Origin of the sequence: Apibacter sp. ESL0432 (genome assembly GCF_019469225.1) — a bacterium.
Lineage (GTDB): Bacteria > Bacteroidota > Bacteroidia > Flavobacteriales > Weeksellaceae > Apibacter.
Genome location: NZ_CP048266.1, coordinates 304,898 through 324,247, shown reverse-complemented (window position 1 = coordinate 324,247; position 19,350 = coordinate 304,898). Strand labels below are relative to the sequence as shown.

Here is a 19,350-nt window from a genome sequence, read left to right as displayed (position 1 = left end):
ATATTATTTTTTATCTCTTAAAAAATAAATAGAAAAAAATAATAAGTATCAATAAGTATAAAATTTACATTATTTATATTATATAAAAATTATGTTAAAATTTATTATTTTAAAAATAAAGCCAACATTTCATTCTTCATTTAATTGACCATCACTGTTTTATATACCCATAGAAATTGAAACATGAGATTTTGAGCTTACTATTTCTTATATTTTTATGAAATTATATATTCATAAAATTTATAAAAACTAAAATGAATGTTTGATTCATTTTTATTTTTTATCTTAAATTAGCTATTATGTTTATAATTAATTATTTGTTTTCATTAAATATAAATTTTATTGCTGTTTTAATAGAATGATAAAAGCAACAAAACAAGAAAAAGACATAGCTCTTGAAATATTACATAGTGCTTTCTTTAATGTACTTATTCCAAATTCAATTAACTTCACGATAAAAAATGACTATAAGAGGCATGAAAGATTAATGACTCTAATGGATTATCAATTTAAAATGTCAATGAAATATGGAGAAGTTTTTATTAGTGATGATAAAAATGGCTGTGTATTATATATCGATAAAATATACCCCAGTCTAGATAAGATTAGTTGGAAAATTAAACTTCTTTTTAAATGTATAGGCATTGAGAATACTTATAAAACCCTGAAAAGGGAAAATCTTTTAAAAAAGTATCATCCTAAAGAACCTTTTAAGCATTTATGGTTAATGGGAGTTCGACCCAAATTTCAAGGCAAAGGGATAGGAAGCAAATTAATCAATGAAACCCTTAAAAGATATAAAGGAGATTTAATTTATGTGGAAACAACTATTCCCCAAAATATAAAATTTTATAAAAATTTAGGATTTACCGTTTTCCATGAAACACATGAGCTCAATTATCCACTTTATTTCCTCAAATTAAGAAATCAAATATAATTTTTTCATTATACTTTCCAGTTCAAGAATACTAACTAACTTTATAATTATTTAAAAATTATTCTAAGCTGCAAAATTTAAAAACCTATATTTTTTATGTTTTTAATAAAGATAATACTGAAGGAAAAAATTAATTTATTTTTTCAACGATCTAACGACAACGAAGCAGACAAAAAGTATTTTTAAAGGACTAACTAAATACAATTACAAAGAAGCTTTCAAAGTAATAGCCGGACCCTTAGACTATACCTATCAAATAACAAAGTTTATTTATATTGAAAGAAATGAAGCTTATACTCAATTATTAGATAATGTAGAATGGATGGTTTTAATCCATCCATCATTGGATTTTATAATACAGCTTTATTCATAAGGTCAAAATGGAAAGAGAGACATAGATATCACTATACTCACAATTTTAGAAATATTAACTTCCTTAGATTTTTACTAAAACCCAACAATAAACTTATTAATAAAAATAAAATTCAAATAAAATAAAATTTATCTTAAATTAGTCTCTTATATTATTCTTATCATTTATAAAATTTGATTTATGAAAAAAGCAGTAAGTGAAAATTATACTAAAATTAACCACATACTAACAAAAGCTTTTGTAAATAATAAGTCTGTAAATTTTGTTTTAAAACAAAAAAATGAAAAATATATTTCAAGTTTGATGGATTATTCTCTATATATGGGTAAAAAATTTGGGGATATATTTTTAAATGAAAAAGAAACCGCCTGTGCAATACTCATAGATCACAAAAAAAAGAAAACTACATTAGGAACCCTTATACGGGATATTAAATTTGCCTGTTGTGTGAGTGGATTAAAAAATGCCTATAAAGTAGTGAAAAAAGAAAGGATTACTCATAAAACACTGCCTAAAAGCATTAATTTTATTCAACTATGGTTTCTGGGGGTTGATGTTTTACAGCAGGGAAAAGGGAAAGGTACTGATTTTCTACAAGAGCTTATAGAATATTATAAAGGAAAAAAAGAAGCTATTGTATTAGAGACATCAACAGTAAAAAATATTCAATTTTATGAAAAAAATGGGTTCGAAATATATTATGTGAATAAAGAAGATTTTGGATTTGATTTTTATTTTTTTATATATAGATATTAATAATATTCAGAACAGAAATTCATTTTAATACATTCATTTATATATGTATTGCCTTTTATTAATTCATTTCCTGTATTATTTAAAGAAAATACAAGAAATATCATATAAAATTTTTGATACTATCAGTATGAATCCTGTTAAATAAATTATCATCGGGACTTTTGCCCGATAATAATTTGAAAATAAATATCCTTTCCCGGAATATATGGGCATAGGTTGTAGGATTAAGCACAACAATATATTATTTTTTATACACTGAATATGATATTAAAGTCATTGAATTTATAAATATCTATTTTATACTAATAGTTTCAAGTCTTAGTTTAATGCTTCTTTTTATATTTTCCTATACTATTTAAATACTCTTGTTTTATCCGGTAAAATATTTTTGATAATTCCACTAATTATTATTACAATAATTTTCTTCAATACCATTCATCATGAATTAAAAAAATAGCAGAATTAAAATATCTGATAAAACCATACATGAATTAACAACAAAATAAAAAAGGGCTGGAAGTCTCTTAATTATAGCTCAACTTTTTATTAGTGCTATTTTTGATAGATGAGCGTTAATTAAGGCTTTTGAAATACAAGAAGCAGCTCACCTATTAGTATTGATAATACTAATCAGATTATTCTTCCAATCACAACCATTACAGATAAAATTCTAAAAACACTCATTTTACATTCGCAAAACATCCTGTATTATTTTTTGATTATGGTCAAAATATAGTACAATAAATCAATTGAAAAAAACAGAAATAAGAAGATAAAAATATATCAAATACACCTACTCTAAATTTGGTTCGTTTGAAGATGTTGTAGTTTTAAATATGATATAATAATTAGAAATGGATAGAAATTAAAAAATGATTAATTTGGAAACTGATTATATTAAATTATTTTGAGGGATATATGGGAAATATTAAAAATAAAAAACCGCTAATCTTTTGAATTTCAAAATGATTAACGGTCTTTGAGTACCCCAGACGGGACTTGAACCCGTACAGCCTAATGGCCACAGGATTTTAAGTCCTGCGTGTCTACCAATTCCACCACCGGGGCATTAGTATTTTTAGTATTTTAATTATCAAACCTGAGCGAAAAACGGGACTCGAACCCGCGACCCCGACCTTGGCAAGGTCGTGCTCTACCAGCTGAGCTATTTTCGCGCTTCAATTAACGTCTTTCTTGTAAATTGGTTTGCAAATATAGAATTGATTTTTCTTATCTGCAAACTTTTTTTTCATTTTTTAAACTATTTTTACTCTCAAATGATTTATACCATTAGTACTCAATCTATTAAAAAATTACTAATTTAGTAATGCTAAGGCTAAAAAGGTTTCAAAACTTCTATTTATATCTGATTTATGCATCTTCAACTTAAAAAAAAGAATAGAATTTTTATTAATTGTTTATATTTGTCGAAAAGTTATTCAAAATTTAAAAGTGAAAGCAAGAAAGGAATTTATAGCGGGTATAATAGTAATTGTAACTTTATTAGCCTTTTGGTGGTTGTTTAAATTTTTAAAAGCGCAAAACGTTTTTACAAATCAAAACACCTATTATGTAAAATATAATAAAGTAGAAGGCTTATCTAAATCCAAAAATGTAAATATAAACGGCTTAAAAGTCGGAATGGTGGAATCTATCATTCCTGTACCTACCAAAACAAAAAATATAAGCTTTATTGTAGCAATAAATGTTGATAAAGATTATCAATTTTCTAAAAATTCTGTAGCTCAAATAGTTACCAGCTTTATGAACGGTGCAGAAATTAACTTGGTTCTGGCTGAAGATCAAGCAGAAATAGCAAAAACAGGAGATACTTTGAAAGGGAGTTTATTGCCGGGCCTAATGGATTTAGCCGAAGAAAAGATAAAACCAATTAGTGATAATGCCAATAAAGTTTTATTAAGACTGGATTCTACTCTAGCTTCTACTAATAAACTTCTTAATGAAAAAAATCGACAAAATATAGAATCTTCTTTAGCAAATTTAAATCAAGCTATAGCAGAATTCAATAAATTAGGTAAAGGGGCTAACCAATTACTGGCTAATAATTCTTCAAAAATTAATTTAGCTATTGATAATGCCAATAAAATGATAGTTACAACCAATACTACGGTTGAAAAATATGGAATGATGGCTGATAAGATCAATAAAGCAGATTTAGATGTTGCCGTCAAAAAATTAGAATCTACATTAAATAATCTTAACGAAATATCCGGTAAAATAAATTCGGGAGAAGGCTCAATGGGCAAACTAATGAATGATCCCGGTTTATATACTAACTTAACTCAAGCTTCTAAAAATTTAAGTGTTTTATTGGATGATTTAAAAACCAATCCAAAAAGATATGTTCACTTCTCAATTTTCGGAGGTGGCGGAAAAAAGAGTAAACAAGAAGGAACAGCCAAATAATATAGTATGTTATAAGGGTTGAATATCCACTAATACACTATTTATGGATTACATACAGAGCATCATATTCTTACTTCTTGCATTTGCAGGAATTGGATTGTTTGTTCGTAATATCCTTAAAATAAAAAGAAATATATTATTAGGTAAAGCAGAAAACCGTTCGGATAATCCCATCAAAAGATGGAAATTAGTTTTACGTATTGCCGTTGGGCAAGGGAAAATGTTAGCCCGTCCGGTTGCCGGAATTTTACATCTTGTTGTATATATAGGATTTGTCATCATAAATATAGAATTAATTGAAATATTTGTTGATGGTATTTGCGGAACCCATCGGTATTTCGGAAAAATTCTCCCCTCTTCTCTTTACAATTTGACAACCGGAACAGTAGATATTCTATCATTTTCTGTTTTAATTGCGGTAACCCTATTTTTTATACGTAGAAACATACTCAAAGTTCCAAGGCTTAATTCTAAAGATTTGCTGGGTTGGCCGCATATGGACGGAAATCTAATTTTGATTATTGAGTTCTTAATGATGCTTTCTTTGCTCATTATGAATGCTGCCGATTTTACTCTTCAAAAAAAAGGTATTTTATATTCATGCGGATTTTTTCCTGTAAGCAATTGCATTTTTAATAACGTATTTTCGACTTTTTCAGTTGAAAGTTTGTATATAATGCAAAAATCAGCCTGGTGGTTTCATTACATCGGGGTTCTCTTTTTTTTAAATTACTTATATTTTTCCAAACACTTACATATCCTATTTGCTTTTCCAAATACTTATTTTGCTAACCTTCACAATCAAGGTCAACTTAATGATTTGGACACTGTAACTAAAGAAGTAAAATTATTATTAGATCCCAATGCTGATCCTTATCAAGCATCAACGGAAGAATCAGTACCTGAAAAATTCGGAGTCAGTGACGCTACTGATTTATCTTGGATCCAATTATTGAATGCATATACCTGCACTGAGTGTGGAAGGTGTACATCAAGTTGTCCGGCAAACTTAACCGGAAAAAAATTATCTCCAAGAAAAATCATGATGGATGTTCGAGATCGTATCGAGGAAATCGGTAGAAATATTGACAAAAACGGGAATTTTTTAGATGACGGCAAACAACTTTTAGGTAACTATATTACTCCTGAAGAGATTTGGGCTTGTACAACTTGTAATGCTTGTGTGGAGGCTTGTCCATTATTGATAAACCCTCTTTCCATACTAATTGATTTGCGCAGATATTTAGTAATGGAGAAAACTGCTGCTCCTAGCGAATTAAATTCTATGATGAGCAATATTGAAAATAATAATGCCCCTTGGCAATTCAGTCAAAATGATAGAGCCAATTGGACTAAAGAATAATTTTAATTTATTTTTGTAAATAAACGTAAAATATGGATCGACCTATTAAAACCATGGCAGAATTTAAGGCAGAAGGAAAATCCCCTGAAATACTTTTTTGGGTGGGATGTGCCGGAAGTTTTGATGATCGAGCCAAAAAAATAACAAAATCATTTGCTTCTTTACTTCAAAAGGCCAATATTGAGTTTGCTATTTTAGGGCAGGAAGAAGGTTGTACCGGAGATCCGGCCAAAAGAGCCGGAAATGAATTTCTATTTCAAATGCAGGCCTTGATGAATATTGAAGTTTTAAATTCATATGAAATAAAAAAAATTGTTACCGCTTGTCCTCATTGTTTTAATACTCTAAAAAATGAATATCCTCAATTAGGAGGAACATATGAAGTTTTACATCATACACAGTTTTTACTTTCTCTTTTAAATGAAGGTAGAATAAAAGTTAAGGGTGGAATTTATAAAGGAAAAAAGATAACTTTCCATGATCCCTGTTATTTGGGAAGAGCTAATAATGTGTATGAAGCTCCTCGTGAATTGTTGGCCCAATTGGAAGTTAATTTGTTAGAGATGAAAAGATGTAAACAAAACGGATTATGTTGCGGTGCGGGTGGAGCACAAATGTTTAAAGAACCGGAACCCGGTACCAAAGATATCAATGTTGAGCGAACAGAAGAGGCTTTACAACTTAATCCCGATATAATAGCAACGGGATGTCCATTCTGCAATACGATGCTCACAGACGGTCTTCAATCAAAAAATAATAACACTCAAATCTATGTCAAAGATTTAGCAGAGTTATTGAATGAAAATTTAAGCTAATCTTATCCACCTCTCCTACTTATAAATCTTTTTTTATTATAACTGCATCTTATTCAGTTAAATATATCATAATCTGTCTTAAATATTTATTTTTTATTTTGAAATATTATTAGTTTATTTGCTTTAAAATAAAATATTTATTCCATTTATTACTATTTATATTATATATCAAATTAGAAAAAAACTATTATATTGTATTAAAATTATAGTTCTTGAATAGTAATCTTTAGTAGATCAATTTCTTTAAATTTATCATAAATCATTTAAAAATTAATTACGTACACCAAGCCAATAAAAACCACCTCATGAGAAAAACTAACCGAAAAATATATTCTGTTATCCTATATTTATTCACAGCGATAGGTATATATGCTCAACATATTAATGAAAAGAATAACATACACGAAGATTCCCTATTATCCAAAGAAAAAAAAGATTCGCTTAAGATTCAAGAACTTAAAATGCAAGTTCAGGAGTTAAAATTAAGTCAAATTGCCCTTCTGAATGAAAAGAAAAATATGGGAAAAACCGATTCCCTAAAAAAAGCATTACAAAAAAAACAAATTGACTCATTACGGGCGATCACCAAAGGGTATCCTGTTGTAATCGATAATGACACTTTATTTAATTTATATGCTCGGAGAGGCGGCGTAATGCCTGCAGACCGGGCAAGTAAGGTAAAGGAAGTGATAATAGCGGAAGGAAAAAAACTAAAGCTTAAACCCGATTCTATATACATGTATGAAACCGAATACGTTACAGATATTATGTCCGGAGACAAGGTTATAATTACTTTATCGGATCAAGATGGTTTATGGCAAAATACCACTCGTCAAGATCTTGCCAAAAAATATACAGCAATTATTTCCAAAAAAATATCTGAATTACACTCCAAATATGGTCTTCAACAAAAAATTAAGTCATTTTTAATTTTATTTTTAGTCATTATTGCTCAAATAATTGCCATATACTTTACCCAAAAATTATTTATAAAAATTAAGAGTCGCCTCAAGAAAATAATTAATGAGAAATTCAAAGCAAATAAATTTCTTACGAATGATCGACAGGAAGTTTTATTGGTTTCTATAACAAAAGTTACCAAATATTCATTTATCATTGTCCAATTAATTATATCTATATTTATCATATTTTCGATTTTCCCTGAAACAGAAAAATATGTATATCACATGTTTACTTTTATGGGAAATCTTGCTAAAGACATGGGAAATACCATTATACATTATATTCCCAATTTAGTTAAGATAATTTTTATATACTTAATTTTCAAATACATAATAAAAATATTAAAGTATTTTTCAGGAGAAATAGCTGAAGAAAGAATTAAAATCAAAGGCTTCTATCCGGATTGGGCGCATTCAACGTTCAACATACTTCGATTTTTACTTTATTCTTTTATGTTTATTATGATTTGGCCTTTACTTCCTAATTCTAATTCTCCCGCCTTTCAAGGAATTTCCGTATTTATCGGTCTTATTATATCATTAGGATCTACTACCGTAATAGGAAACTTAATGTCCGGATTGGTTATTACTTATATGCGTGCATTTAAAATCGGAGATCAGATTAAGCTGAATGATACCATTGGTAATGTCGTAGAAAAAACACCTTTTGTAACGAGAGTTAGGACTTCAAAAAATGAATTAATTACTATTCCTAATTCTTTTATTCTTTCCTCTCAAACAGTTAATTATAGCGCTTCGGCAAGAAATTACGGGATTATAATATATTCAGATATTACGGTGGGTTATGATATTCCCCGCAAACAAGTGGAAGATTTACTTATTGAAGCAGCTACTAATGCAGAAGGAGTGTTAAAAAATCCTGCTCCATTTGTATTGGTGAAAGAATTGGAAGATTTCTATTGCTGTTATCAGATTAATGCCTATACGGATCGGGATTTGGCTATGCCTAAAGTTTATTCAAATCTTCATAAAAATATTATGGATCGTTTTCATGAAGAAGGAATTGAAATTTTATCGCCTCATTTTTATGCAGAACGCGATGGTAATGAAATTGTAATGCCCTCCCAATATAAACACCAATCCAATGATTGAATTGATACAATATAATAAAAAAGGCCTTAAAAAGGCCTTTTCTTCTTTTATATTTATAGTTTAAATTGGGAATCGTCTAGTTTAGGGTTTATTTTATAGCTGGTTATCGTTTGAACCGCTGTTTGACCGGGTACTTTGGTTTTTATTTTGGTGGAGAACTTATATCCTTCAAAATCTTTGTAATCTGAATATTCTTTTGATACAACTTCATTTTCTTTTAAAGTTTCTTCTTTTACTTTAAATCCCGTTTCTACATCGAAATAAAGAATAGTTTTAATGGTTCCTTCTGTAACCGTAATTTTATAAACTTCTTTACCGTCTAAATTTTTTTTACCTTCTAACACCGCATTATCTTTGGTAATATACAATTCTGAAAAAATACCTTTCTTAACTTTCATTTCATTTAATTCATCTTTTTCACCTGTAGCGGGTAAATTTGAAAATAATTTTTTCCCGTCAAAACCTTTAATAATGGTTTGACCCATGATTGATATTTTAGATACAAATTTATTAGGTGCTTTGTATTTAATTTCTAAATCAGCAGGTTCCGGCAACTGAGCAAATGTTATTTTGCCCTCAGAAATCAAAGTGGTTATTTGTTGTAATTTTTCTTTACTGCCGGCCACAGCAACGTAATAATGATTTAAAACGGATTCCAACGTTGGTTCTTTTTCAATCTCTTCGGATAAAACTGTACAATGGGTACCGATTACTACATTTGCTTTCGCTATAAAAGAAATAACCAGTAATAAGGTAAGTATTTTTCTTTTCATTTTATTTAATTATTTAAAAAATTAATATGTATTATTAAAAATTGATAATTTAGAGTTACTAATAAAACAACTATTGAATTCGATCGGTATATTCAACTGTTTTCTTATTCATAATTTCTTTTCAGAATTATTCTTAAATAACGATCCTATTTCCAAATATTCGGAACATTTAGAGACTTAGGCTTCTATATATTATCTTTCCCTTTGCGCTATTACTTCCTTTAAAATATTTAATACCCCATCTTCATCATTGGAATCTGTTTTAAATTTGGATATTTCTTGTAATTTAGGATGTGCATTTTTCATTGCGTAACTAAAATAGCTTTCCTGCATCATTCCTATATCATTTAAAAAATCTCCAAAAGCCATAGTTTCTGCTTTAGATATGTTTAATATTTCTTGAACTTCTTTTAAAGCAAATCCTTTATCGGCATTTTTAACGGAAATATCCAGCCAAAATTTACCTGATACAACTACTTGGTAATTTTCGCTAAGGTGTTTCACATAAGGCAAAATATTTTCTTCCGAACCTACACTGTTGTATATCGCCATTTTGACTATCTGATCATCAATAGGCTCCTGAAAGCTCGGAATAATTTTCCTTTTAGGATAATAGGGAGCTATTTGTTTTTCAAATTCCGAAAATCCTTCTTCAATATATGCACTTTTTATACCGCATAAAAGCATCTGAGTATCGGGTAAGGGACGTATCAGTTGGGCTACTTCATGAATAACATTTTGATCCAATTCATGGATAAATAACTGCTTTCCTCTATGTACTACGTTTCCTCCATTTTCAGCAATAAAATATATTTCATTCTTAATTTTTTCAAAAACCCCTAAGAGACTTTCATACTGTCTTCCACTTGCTACGACAAATTTTATATCCAACTTTTTCAGTTTTTCATATATTGTAAAGAACTCTTGATTGAGTGTATAATCTGAATGAAGCAGTGTTCCATCCATATCTGTAACTACCAGTTTTAGCTTACTATAGTCCATATATTATTTTAGTTAGCTTTTAAATTATGTTTTATTGTTAATCCGTTTATAAAATCTGAAATCCCCATTCTTTTCTTTCCTTCTAATTGAACTTCAGTTAAAAAATAGAATCCATCGGCGGCTGCAATTTTAAATGTTTTTTTGCCTTCAATACATACAGTTCCAATATCTAGAATATGTTTTTCAATTTTATAATGCCCCTTATAAATTTTTAATATTTTAGAATCTCCATTTATCGACAAATGGGTAAAAGCAGCAGGATAAGGACTTAAACCTCTTATTAAATTGTGTATATTTTCTAAAGGTGCATCCCAATGTATTTGACAATCTTCTTTAAATAATTTAGGAGCGTATTTATATTCAACCCCCTCTTTTAAAATTTGTTTTTGAGGTTTTAATGTTCCTTCAGAAAGGCCTTCAAGAGTTTTTACTACTAATTGTTTTCCTAAATTTTTTAGTTTATCATGTAAAATTCCGGCGTCATCGGAATCATTAATTTCTATCTTAGCTTGTAACAAAATTTCACCGGTATCAATTTTATCATCAATAAAAAATGTGGTAACCCCCGATTCTTTATCTCCATTGATAATAGCAAAGTTAATAGGTGAAGCTCCTCTGTATTGAGGCAATAAGGATGCATGTAAATTAAAAGTTCCTAATTTTGGAATAGACCAAACTTCTTTAGGCAATAAACGAAAAGCTACAATAACGATTACATCCGGATTTAATTGTTGAAGCTTATTTATAAATTCGGGATCTTTCATTTTTGCGGGTTGGAACAAAGTCAAATCTTGACTTACTGCATATTTTTTAACGGCTGATTCAGCCATTTTTTGTCCTCTTCCTGCCGGTTTATCAGGAGTAGTTACTACTCCTACTACTTCATATCCGGATTTTATTATTTCTTCTAAAGGAGCTACAGCAAACTCCGGAGTTCCCATGTAGACTATTCTTAGAGCTTTTCTTGTCATGTAAAATACGCGTATAAATTTTGTATAATACAAAGGTAAACATTGTATTTTTTGTATTGTACATTTATCACTTTTTTATATTTATACATTTTACATTTTTGTTCTGAAAAAAATCATTATATTTGCAGTTCAAAAAAAACGAAAATTTTATGTATGCAATTGTAGAGATAGCAGGGCTTCAATACAAAGTTGAGCAAGACCAAAAATTGTTCGTAAACCGTTTAAAAGCAAATATTGACGACGAAGTAACTTTTGACAAAGTATTGCTTACCGATAACGGTTCTGTAACAGTTGGCGCCCCGGTTATTAATGGAGTGACAGTAGTCGCTAAAGTTTTAGATCAAGTAAAAGGAGACAAAGTAATTGTTTTCAAAAAGAAAAGAAGAAAAGGTTACAAAGTAAAAAACGGTCACAGACAACAATTTACTCAAATTCAAATTGTTTCCATTGGTGGTACAGAAGCTCCTAAAAAGGCTGCAAAAAAAGCAGCTCCTAAAAAAGAAAAAGAAGCGGAAGTTAAAGAAGTAAAAGCAGAAGATTAATTTAATAAAGTAATTAAAGCATGGCACACAAGAAAGGAGTTGGTAGCTCCAAAAACGGTAGAGAATCACATTCCAAAAGATTAGGAGTAAAGATTTTCGGTGGTCAAGACGCCAAAGCAGGTAACATCTTAGTGAGACAAAGAGGAACAACTCATCACCCAGGTGATAATGTTGGAATGGGAAAAGACCATACTTTGTTTGCTCTTACAGATGGTGTAGTAGTTTTTAGAAAAAAACAAAATAATCGTTCTTATGTTTCAATACAACCTAGTACTGAAGCTCAAGCTTAAAAATTTAATACGATTATATTAAAAATATGAAAATCCGGTAGTAACTATCGGATTTTTTTTATTTATTAATTTTTAAATAAAAATCGACTTTATTGGTTTAACTTTAAATCAACAACAACTAAAAACTATGAATACATACCCTTAGGATTGAATTTTAATTAGTTATCTATGTACTATGATTTTTTTAAAATAATCTAATGGAGACATTATGAATTTAACAATTTTAAATGTTGCCAGATATAAACAAGTAATGACAATTATAGCTGTAACACCTAAATTTAAGAGTAAGTTTGGGTTAAAATTCAAAAGAGGAAATAAGCCAACAAAAAAGAAATTTAAAATAATGTGATGCATCAAGTAAATTTCCAAAGTTTTAGAACCATATTTACCCAGGGTATCCGGTATTACATTTATAATTCCAATTGAAACCGTTATTGCTAAAACATACGCTAAAATCCTATATAAGAATCCTTCATATCGGGTACTATAATTTTTTATGTAAGGATCTTCCCCGAATAAAGAAATCAAAAATTCTTTATTTACAATGAAGTAAATACTAATAAATACTACAACCAAAAATAATATTGCATATAATTTATTGATATTCCTTATCCTTACAATACTGACTTCCTTACAAAAAGCACCAAGTAAAAAATAAGGAAAAAAGGTTAGTATTCTAAACATGAATATTTCGGTATCTAAGAATCCTACGCCCAAAGGGAATAAAAAAGAGATTAATAAAAAAGAAACTTTTGAAACCTTATCTTTTGCAATTAAAAATAAAAAACGCCATACTAATAATCCAATGATATACCATCCTTTGGGTTTAATAAAAAAAATTATCCAATTTTTAAATCCTGTAAAAATTATAGGAAATGAATAAATAAATTGGAATATGGTAAAAGTAATTATTAATGATATAAAAGATTTTTTATATTTTTCCCAATTAATATTTTTTGAAAAATAACCGGATATAAAAATAAATAACGGCATATGAAAGGTATAAATAAAACCAAAAATCGTATCCACTATATGCCCGCTATTATATTGCAAGGTATGTCCATAAACCATTAAGAATATTAATACGAATTTTAAAGAATCAAAGAGCTTATTTCTTTTCATAAGAACTATATTTTATTTCCAAAGAATGTTATTATCTTTCATGTAATCATAGCAGCAGTATTTAGTATTAGCAGTAGTTTTATTTATTATTATAATTTAAAAATTTTTTCGGCATTTTCAGAAGTTATAGCCCCTATTTTTTCAGGCAACATCTCATAGATATCTGAAAGTTTATCGGCAATAATTTTTAAATAGGATGATTCATTTCTTTTGCCACGAAAAGGAGAAGGTGCCAAATATGGAGAATCTGTTTCCAAAACAATCTTTTCAATAGGAATTTCTTTTAAAAACTGATCTATTTTTCCATTTTTAAAAGTAACAACTCCTCCGATTCCCAAATAAAAGCCTAAATCTACAAACTCTTTTGCCTGTTCTAAGTTACCCGTAAAACAATGAATTATGCCATACAAGTTTGCATCTTTTTCTTTTCTTACGATTTCCAATACTTCATTAAAAGCTTCTCTAACATGAATAACGATCGGAAGTTTATATTGTTTAGCTAATTGAATTTGTTTTACAAAAGCATACTTTTGAATTTCCAAAGTTGAAGTATCCCAAAATAAATCCAATCCTATTTCTCCAACAGCCGCAAATTTTTCCTCGGAAAGTTTATTTTCAATAAATGCTAACTCCTTTTCGTATGAATCTAATTTTACATCGCAAGGATGAAGTCCCATCATTAAAAACATGTTTTCAGGATATTTATTTTTAAGTTCTTCCATCTTAGGATAATAAGATGAATTTATGGAAGGTAAGTAAAAACGTTGTACTCCATGATCCAGGGCTCTTTGAATCACTTCTTCTCTATCGTGATCAAACTGTTCAGAATATAAATGGGTATGACTATCTATCAATAGCATTGTTTAATTTGGGTATTTTTTGATTTATCTTAATAAGAATCATTCATTTTTTTTCTTAATTCTTGATATTCTTCTTTAAAAGCACCCGGTGGTAAAAGAGGCTCTAAATTCTGAATATTTTTTACGATGCTATATAAAAATTTTTTATAGGCTATCGTGTGAGTATTTTGAATTTTGTGTTGTAAAGAAGTGTTTACTTTTTTCACCATTTGCATGGTTGAAAATTCATTAGGTGAAATATGGGCATTTTTAAATTTCTCCCATATATATTTTATGGCTACATCATTTGGATGTATTAAATCTTCTTTATAAAAACGATAATCACGTAAATCATCCATCATAAATTCATACGATGGGAAATATTCACAATTATCGTATGATTCGACCACTGAATGGATGGCACATAAAAGTTTGGATTTACTTATATTATTTTCAACCATACCATCTTTAATATGTCTTACCGGACTTAATGTAAAAAAAATCTTCATGTTTTTCTTTCCCATATCCGTCAACATTTCAATGATGTTTTTCAAAGAAGTTTTTATTTGATGTTCTGCCAATAATAATTTAGAAAAATGTGTATTCGGAATTTTATGACAATTAGCTACAATTATATCAAATTGATTTAATTTGTATACAAATGAAGTTCCTAAAGTAATTATAACCATATCGGTCTCTTGAAGAAACTTATTAGCTAAATTTATATTCTGATTGATATGAGATAATACCCTATCTTTTGATATATCATTAAAAGAAGAATGATGATCCCAACTTAAATATAATTCTTCATATTTGAAAAGTTCTGATGATTGATATTCTTCCTGAGAATAAATTCTCATGATTGCATTTTCAACAGCTAAAGGATGAAATATAACACCAAAAGGATTATGAAATACTGAAAACTTATACTGAGATAATTTATTGGAAATTTCGGTAGCGAAACAGGAACCTATAGTAAATATTTTACTTTTGTAATCAAGTTTAATTGAATTTGGATTATATGGTAATTCTGTTCTAAATATCATCTTTATTAACTTTCCCTAACTAATAAATAATCGATCAGTTTATAAAAAGACTGTTTTTTGGTAGCATCTGCTTTAACTTTATCTAAATAGTTTTTTGCTTGATCTGAATAGGTTTTAATTAATTCTAAACATGAATCTCCAACATTCAAATCATTAAAAATAGCTAAAACTTCGTTTACTTTGTCTATATTTTCTCCTGTAATTGTATACCAACGATTTAATTTTTGTCTCTGTTCATCATTTGCTTTTTGTCGAGCTAAGATGTATAAGATCGTTTTCTTATTTTCAACAATATCTCCTGCATGTTTTTTTCCTACGGATTCCTGATTTCCAAATACATCCAAATAATCATCCATTAATTGAAAAGCAATTCCCAACGATTTGCCAAATTCATACATATTTTTTGAGTCCTCTTCATCTGCTTCTGCTAATAATGCGCCCATTTGAAAAGCACAAGCACATAATACAGCCGTTTTTCCGGTAATCATGTTAATGTATTCTTCATATGACACATCCGATTGTTTTTCAAAATTCATATCATACTGCTGTCCTTCACAAACTTCTAAAGCAGTTTGAGAAAACAAATGAAAACATTTTTTAAATAATTGAGGCTCTAATTCCTCTAACATTTGAAAAGACTTAACCATCAACGCATCACCCGATAGAATTGCAACATTTTCATCATATTTAACATGAACGGTTTCTTTGCCTCTGCGCAAAGTGGCTTTATCCATAATATCGTCATGCATCAAAGAGAAATTGTGAAAATACTCTATCCCTAAAGCAGGTTTTACGGCTCTTTCAATATTTCCTTTAAATAGATCACACGACATTAATAAAAATATAGGACGTAATTGTTTTCCGCCTATTGATAAAATATAATTGATGGGGTCATAAAGTTGATGGGGAGAATTTGTTAATTTATGTTTACTTATAGCATCTCTAATAATTAATCTATATTTATCTAAAAAAGGCATTTTTTCGTATTTTCCTATATATATTGTTACAAAGATAAGGTTTTGTAAAATATTCTTCCTACCCTTGTGAATAAATTTACTATCAATATTTTACATTTGATAGGAATAATTAATTTTTTATAGATTTTAAATATAAATAGTTTTTTTTTTAAATGAATACTATGGTAGAATTGGACAACATAATCCCCAAAAAAGAATTTGCTAAATTTTCCACCCCTATAAATTGGAAGATAGCACCAACCCAACATTGGGCTGTCATTGGACCAAATGGAGCGGGAAAATCTTTATTAATTGATATTTTATTAGGTAAATATGCTTTACAAGAAGGTAAAATTAATTATACTAAAAAATTTAATCATCTCTCTGATTTTATAAAAATAGTTGCTTTTAAGAATATTCATGCCCTTTCCAAGACTCAAAACAGCTATTACCAACAAAGGTGGAACAAAGGGTTGGAAGATGAAACGCCCCAAGTTAAGGATCTATTATTCAAGAATACTGATTTACAATGGATGGAATATCTCATTTCCTTAGTAGGAATTGAAGACTTAATGGAGAAAAATATTGATCTCCTTTCAAGCGGAGAACTCAGAAAATTTTTAATTATTCAATCTTTATCCACTAAACCCGAGATTCTAATATTAGACAATCCGTATATTGGCTTAGATACTAAAGCCAGACAAGTTTTAGATCAGATTTTACTCAACCTTAAAAATTTACAAAACTTACAGGTAATAGTACTCATCTCAAACATTGCTGATATTTCTCCAATCATTACTCACGTTTTACCCATTAACAACAAAACATTATTCCCAAGTAAAACCTCTCAAGAATTTTTTGAAGATAAAAAACTGCAAAATGAATTGTTTCCTCATTTTAATTATGAATTAAAAAAACTTCCATACCCCTCTAATCAACCAAAGGAAATTAGTTATAACTATGCTTTACAATTAAATAATTTAAATATCCGATATGGTAACCGAACCATTTTGAAAAACATATCTTGGAAAGTTAAAAAAGGTGAAAAATGGGCATTATCCGGTCCTAATGGCTCCGGAAAATCAACTTTATTGAGTGTAATTGCTGCCGATAATCCTCAAGCATATGCCAATGACATTCTCCTTTTTGATAAAAAAAGAGGAACAGGAGAAAGTATTTGGGATATTAAAAAGCATATGGGATATATATCACCTGAAATGCATTTATATTATCAAAAAAATGTAACATGCTTAGAAGTAGTTGGATCGGGATTTTTTGATACTATTGGTTTATACAGAAAATGTGATCAAGAGCAAATAAAAGTATCCTTGCAATGGATGGAAATTTTGGGAATTGAAAAACTTAAAAATTCTTCTTTTCTCTCTATATCGACAGGAGAACAACGTTTAGTTTTATTAGCTCGTGTATTTGTAAAAAATCCTTCGCTCGTTATTCTTGATGAACCCCTTCATGGACTGGATATGAATAATAAATTTCGTGTTCTGCAAATTATCGAAAAATTTTGCGATCCAAGCAAAGCTTTGATCTACGTGACCCATTATAAAGAAGAACTACCTTCTTTAATAAATCACGAACTGTCCCTAACTAAAATACAATAAAATTCTATTTCCAAAATCGAAAAGATGTTTTATAGGCATGGTATGTATAAACTGTGTTGGGGACCAGCTCCCACCTAAGGGCAACCCAATAAATAAGATAATATATTTATTTAATGCGCAAACCTTAGCAGGTATTGATATATTTATAGATTTAAAAAAACTGTTAGATGAATTTACCTGTACTAAGGTAAACAAAGTTATTATATTAGAAAGCCAAAACCATCTAACATAATCAACAGCAATCAAGCATATCAAAAGAATAGCTATATATTGACATGTTAAAAATGAAAATATATTATTTGATTTTAAACGAAAATTTTTTTTCAAATAAATAAACATGCTTAAAAAAATTAAACATGTATTTAAAAAAAAGCCTAAGAGATAAATTGGATGTTTTTTAAAAATAGGGATTTTCCACATAATTACCTCATCCGTTGAATTAAAGACCCAATAAAGCTCTTTAATACTATTCAAATGATCTGTTCCAAATTTATTCCAACTGTTTATAATTATATTTATATCCTTATTGCTGCCATTAAAACAAATTCCTACCAATAAAAAAACAAAAAAAGAAGGGATTAATAATGAAATTTTCTTAATAGATACACTATTTAAATTAGCAATATTGAGACAATAAAGCAAAGGGAAAAAAGTAAAAACAAAATAAGCTTCATGTATAAGAATCATAAATATGCTCATCAAATTACATATCACAATTTTTAATTTAAAAGCTTTTATTTTGTTAATAACATATAATTGTAAAAGAAAATAAATAATCAATAAAACATCTAATGTAAAAAACATTTTATAAGCAATAACATTGATAAGCATAAAGCTTCCAAATAAAATATAAGGTTCTAACTTATTTATGTAAAATTCTTTTATTATAAAATACATCAAAAGAATTATAAGTATAATTTCAAAAATAAGTTGAAATTTAAAAGGTTCAATAGGTGTGTTATTAGCTAAAAAAAATAAAATACTCCCGAATAATCCCCTTCTAATAAAACCTGCTTCATAATTTATATAAAACCCTTTAATAATTAACCATTCATTGGAATAATAACCTATAAACTTTAGTATAACTTCAATTAAAATAATTAAATATACTAATAAAGTAATCTTTTTTATCATAATTACATTTTCACGCTTATTGTAATAATAAACAAAAATAATTTCAAATATAATTTATTTAAAATAAATTATAGCGATATTAATTTTTATTATTCATTAATATATAATTACTAAATTAAAATATTATATGACTATTAGCTTAATAATGTTTTGAATAATGGATAAAACAATAAGATATGAACCCATTTTTTATTACATTTTGATAAATTTCAGATTTATAATTTCACAAACCCAAAAAGTAATGCCTTAAAAAAATACACAAATCAATATAAAGTAAAAATATTTTTTATTAAATTTATTTTGGCAATTA

General features: G+C 28.2%; 17 protein-coding genes and 2 tRNA genes. 9 read left to right on the top strand and 10 right to left on the bottom strand.

Annotated elements, in window-relative coordinates:
* Positions 1 to 358: 358 nt before the first annotated feature.
* The gene (locus GYM73_RS01335) at positions 359 to 937 is read left to right on the top strand and encodes an N-acetyltransferase (protein ID WP_220233899.1); all 579 of its coding nucleotides are present in this window, start codon (positions 359 to 361) and stop codon (positions 935 to 937) included.
* Positions 938 to 1,490: 553 nt separating this feature from the next.
* Positions 1,491 to 2,066, top strand: coding sequence for a GNAT family N-acetyltransferase (locus GYM73_RS01330; protein ID WP_220233898.1), 576 nt, complete (start codon positions 1,491 to 1,493; stop codon positions 2,064 to 2,066).
* A gap of 984 nt (positions 2,067 to 3,050) precedes the next feature.
* Here GYM73_RS01330 and GYM73_RS01325 read toward each other — a convergent pair.
* Positions 3,051 to 3,134 (bottom strand) — tRNA-Leu (locus GYM73_RS01325).
* Between the two features lie 34 nt (positions 3,135 to 3,168).
* Positions 3,169 to 3,241: transfer RNA gene (locus GYM73_RS01320), tRNA-Gly, on the bottom strand.
* 277 nt (positions 3,242 to 3,518) lie between these two features.
* On the opposite strand from GYM73_RS01320, the gene GYM73_RS01315 reads away from it, so the two are divergent.
* The 4 genes from GYM73_RS01315 to GYM73_RS01300 all read left to right on the top strand — a co-directional run bounded on the left by GYM73_RS01315 (position 3,519) and on the right by GYM73_RS01300 (position 8,746).
* Positions 3,519 to 4,493, top strand: a complete 975-nt coding sequence (locus GYM73_RS01315; RefSeq protein ID WP_220233897.1) for an MlaD family protein — start codon at positions 3,519 to 3,521, stop codon at positions 4,491 to 4,493.
* A 43-nt stretch (positions 4,494 to 4,536) separates the two neighbouring features.
* A complete protein-coding gene (locus GYM73_RS01310) occupies positions 4,537 to 5,856 on the top strand; it encodes a (Fe-S)-binding protein (RefSeq protein ID WP_220233896.1) in 1,320 nt (439 codons plus the stop codon).
* A gap of 32 nt (positions 5,857 to 5,888) precedes the next feature.
* Positions 5,889 to 6,671: a (Fe-S)-binding protein gene (locus GYM73_RS01305; RefSeq protein WP_220233895.1), complete on the top strand. Its 783-nt coding sequence runs from the start codon at positions 5,889 to 5,891 to the stop codon at positions 6,669 to 6,671.
* Between the two features lie 305 nt (positions 6,672 to 6,976).
* Positions 6,977 to 8,746 (top strand): mechanosensitive ion channel family protein, encoded by a 1,770-nt coding sequence (locus tag GYM73_RS01300; protein ID WP_220233894.1) that lies wholly within the window; start codon positions 6,977 to 6,979, stop codon positions 8,744 to 8,746.
* Between the two features lie 53 nt (positions 8,747 to 8,799).
* Here the strand turns inward: GYM73_RS01300 and GYM73_RS01295 are convergent, their stop codons facing one another.
* From GYM73_RS01295 to fmt, 3 genes are all read right to left on the bottom strand, one after another.
* Positions 8,800 to 9,519, bottom strand: coding sequence for a hypothetical protein (locus GYM73_RS01295; protein WP_220233893.1), 720 nt, complete (start codon positions 9,517 to 9,519; stop codon positions 8,800 to 8,802).
* Between the two features lie 192 nt (positions 9,520 to 9,711).
* Positions 9,712 to 10,521, bottom strand: coding sequence for an HAD family hydrolase (locus GYM73_RS01290; RefSeq protein ID WP_160557472.1), 810 nt, complete (start codon positions 10,519 to 10,521; stop codon positions 9,712 to 9,714).
* Between the two features lie 8 nt (positions 10,522 to 10,529).
* Positions 10,530 to 11,492 carry a methionyl-tRNA formyltransferase gene (gene fmt, locus GYM73_RS01285; RefSeq protein WP_220233892.1) on the bottom strand — a complete coding sequence of 321 codons (963 nt, stop codon included), beginning with the start codon at positions 11,490 to 11,492 and terminating at the stop codon, positions 10,530 to 10,532.
* A gap of 149 nt (positions 11,493 to 11,641) precedes the next feature.
* Between fmt and rplU the strand changes: the two genes are divergently transcribed.
* Both rplU and rpmA read left to right on the top strand, forming a co-directional pair.
* Positions 11,642 to 12,034 carry a 50S ribosomal protein L21 gene (gene rplU / locus GYM73_RS01280; RefSeq protein ID WP_220233891.1) on the top strand — a complete coding sequence of 131 codons (393 nt, stop codon included), beginning with the start codon at positions 11,642 to 11,644 and terminating at the stop codon, positions 12,032 to 12,034.
* Between the two features lie 20 nt (positions 12,035 to 12,054).
* Complete coding sequence (gene rpmA / locus GYM73_RS01275) at positions 12,055 to 12,324, top strand: 50S ribosomal protein L27 (RefSeq protein WP_160542760.1); 270 nt, start codon at positions 12,055 to 12,057, stop codon at positions 12,322 to 12,324.
* 162 nt (positions 12,325 to 12,486) lie between these two features.
* On the opposite strand, the gene GYM73_RS01270 is transcribed toward rpmA, so the two are convergent.
* The 4 genes from GYM73_RS01270 to GYM73_RS01255 all read right to left on the bottom strand — a co-directional run bounded on the left by GYM73_RS01270 (position 12,487) and on the right by GYM73_RS01255 (position 16,308).
* Entirely contained in the window at positions 12,487 to 13,446 is a 960-nt protein-coding gene (locus GYM73_RS01270; RefSeq protein ID WP_220233890.1) for an acyltransferase family protein, read from the bottom strand.
* 89 nt (positions 13,447 to 13,535) lie between these two features.
* Positions 13,536 to 14,306, bottom strand: a complete 771-nt coding sequence (locus GYM73_RS01265) for a TatD family hydrolase (protein WP_220233889.1) — start codon at positions 14,304 to 14,306, stop codon at positions 13,536 to 13,538.
* Positions 14,307 to 14,335: 29 nt separating this feature from the next.
* Positions 14,336 to 15,331 (bottom strand): GSCFA domain-containing protein, encoded by a 996-nt coding sequence (locus GYM73_RS01260; RefSeq protein ID WP_220233888.1) that lies wholly within the window; start codon positions 15,329 to 15,331, stop codon positions 14,336 to 14,338.
* Between the two features lie 5 nt (positions 15,332 to 15,336).
* Positions 15,337 to 16,308: a polyprenyl synthetase family protein gene (locus tag GYM73_RS01255; RefSeq protein ID WP_220233887.1), complete on the bottom strand. Its 972-nt coding sequence runs from the start codon at positions 16,306 to 16,308 to the stop codon at positions 15,337 to 15,339.
* Between the two features lie 152 nt (positions 16,309 to 16,460).
* Between GYM73_RS01255 and GYM73_RS01250 the strand changes: the two genes are divergently transcribed.
* Positions 16,461 to 17,906 carry an ATP-binding cassette domain-containing protein gene (locus tag GYM73_RS01250; protein ID WP_220233886.1) on the top strand — a complete coding sequence of 482 codons (1,446 nt, stop codon included), beginning with the start codon at positions 16,461 to 16,463 and terminating at the stop codon, positions 17,904 to 17,906.
* Here GYM73_RS01250 and GYM73_RS01245 read toward each other — a convergent pair.
* Positions 17,889 to 19,040, bottom strand: a complete 1,152-nt coding sequence (locus GYM73_RS01245; RefSeq protein ID WP_220233885.1) for a hypothetical protein — start codon at positions 19,038 to 19,040, stop codon at positions 17,889 to 17,891. The genes GYM73_RS01250 and GYM73_RS01245 overlap by 18 nt on opposite strands.
* Positions 19,041 to 19,350 lie beyond the last annotated feature (310 nt).